This window comes from Moorena sp. SIO3B2, assembly GCF_010692525.1.
Classification (GTDB): domain Bacteria; phylum Cyanobacteriota; class Cyanobacteriia; order Cyanobacteriales; family Coleofasciculaceae; genus Moorena; species Moorena producens.
The window spans coordinates 25496-27300 of sequence record NZ_JAAHHE010000072.1 but is presented as its reverse complement, the minus strand read 5'-3'; the positions used below and the strand labels follow the sequence as shown (position 1 = coordinate 27300).

Annotated in this window: 1 protein-coding gene; it reads right to left on the bottom strand. The window is 42.8% G+C overall.

The features are described from left to right. Positions 1–2: 2 nt before the first annotated feature. Positions 3–1034: a bifunctional heptose 7-phosphate kinase/heptose 1-phosphate adenyltransferase gene (locus F6K38_RS17380; RefSeq protein ID WP_287251722.1), complete on the bottom strand. Its 1032-nt coding sequence runs from the start codon at positions 1032–1034 to the stop codon at positions 3–5. Positions 1035–1805: the final 771 nt, after the last annotated feature.

Here is a 1805-nt window from a genome sequence, read left to right as displayed (position 1 = left end):
GTTTATGCTTCAACCTCCAACAATCCCTGTAAAGCCTCTTTCATCTCATCCTGACTAGTAGTTGCTGTACCAAACTGACGCACCACAATGCTAGCGGCTAAATTACCCAAAACCGCTGCTTCCCAGTAGGAAGCCCCCAGACACAAGCTCAAGGTCAGGGCTGCTACCACCGTATCCCCAGCACCAGTTACATCAAATACATCGGTGCGATTAAACGCTGGGATATGCTCAACCTTACCATCACGAGCAAACAAACTCATCCCCTGTTCACCACGAGTAATCAGAATTTCTTCCCCTTGAGTCAGTGCCAACAAATCTCTACCAGCTCTCAACAAATCCTCAAAACTCTTAATCCCATACCCCACTGCTCGCTCCGCTTCTGGCAGATTAGGAGTAAAAACTCTAGCGCCATGATAACGCTCCAGATTCTTCTGAGTATCTACAATGGTGCGGTCGTGAGACAAAACGGCTTCAATCACTGGTGGTGTAAATACACCATCTCCGTAATCAGAACAAACCACAGCATCCACCTGACCTAAATGCTGTTGTATTTGTGCTGCCAACTCTAACTGCTTATCCCGGTCTGGCAATTCATCCGACTTGCGGTCTATTCGCACAATCTGCTGAGTCACCGACTGACGGGCATGACCAGCAATCCGGCTTTTGGTCACAGTTGGTCGGTCTGGATCAATCACGATCGTACTCGTATCAATCCCCACCTCCTCAAACATCGTCCGCAGCACTTGCCCTTGAGGATCCTTACTCAAAAACCCAGCTACCTTTACCTCTGCTCCCAGCTTAGCGAGATTATAAACAGCATTTGCCCCACCACCAGGAGTTTGACGAGTGGTTTCATGACGTATTATTAATACTGGAGCCTCTCGTGAAATTCGTTCCACTTCACCTGTGAGAAACTCATCAAGAGTTAAATCACCAACCACTAGTACCTTGGATTGCTTAAAACTATCAATTAGCTCAAACAAACGGGGAGCTGAAGCAGCTAGTTGAGTTTTGAAAGACGCAAATTCAATCATATAGCAAAGGGAACAGGGAGTAGGGAGTAGGGAGTAGGGAGTAGGGAGTAGGGATAATAAAATTTAATGTACCTGATAACTCTGATAAACGCTAGAGTTTAGTATTAATTAGTTTCTCCTTACTGTTACTTGAAATACCAGCGATCAGCGTGTCGCGTATCAGCTATCAGCTTTTACCGAAACTTTCAATTCTCATTAATCTCGAACTATTAAATGCTCTCGTTTTGCCATTGCGCATTGCGCATTGCCCACGCTAAGCAAATGGCTGAAGGCTGAAGGCTGAAGGCTGACGGCTGAAGGCTGACGGATTAGTTTACCAGAATGTGGTTGGGATTTATCAACAAGTTTCAAAATAACTACTTGGACATCAATTCTGTTAACTGTGTTAAGAAATTTAAAGTTTATCAACCCCTTTTTGTTCCCTATTCCCTATTCCCTACTCCCTACCCCTATTGCTATAGTCTCAACCGTTATCCACAATGGTATTTTATAATTTTTAATTAAATTTTCTGTAAAGCTTCTGTAATGTTGGTCAACTATAATGACCCTTGGTATAGACTTAATTAGATGAGTGAAAAATCAGTAATATCAACAAATAAGAGACAGGTTTAAATTAATGTTTAAGGGACAAAGGATCTGCCAAAAATTAGCAATAATCACTACTGGTGCGGCTTTAAGCCTAGCAGTGATTGAAATTAATCCTGCCCAAGCTATTACTATTACCTATGAGTTTGGAACAGAAGAATTTTCTGGTAAGTTCAGCTATGATGA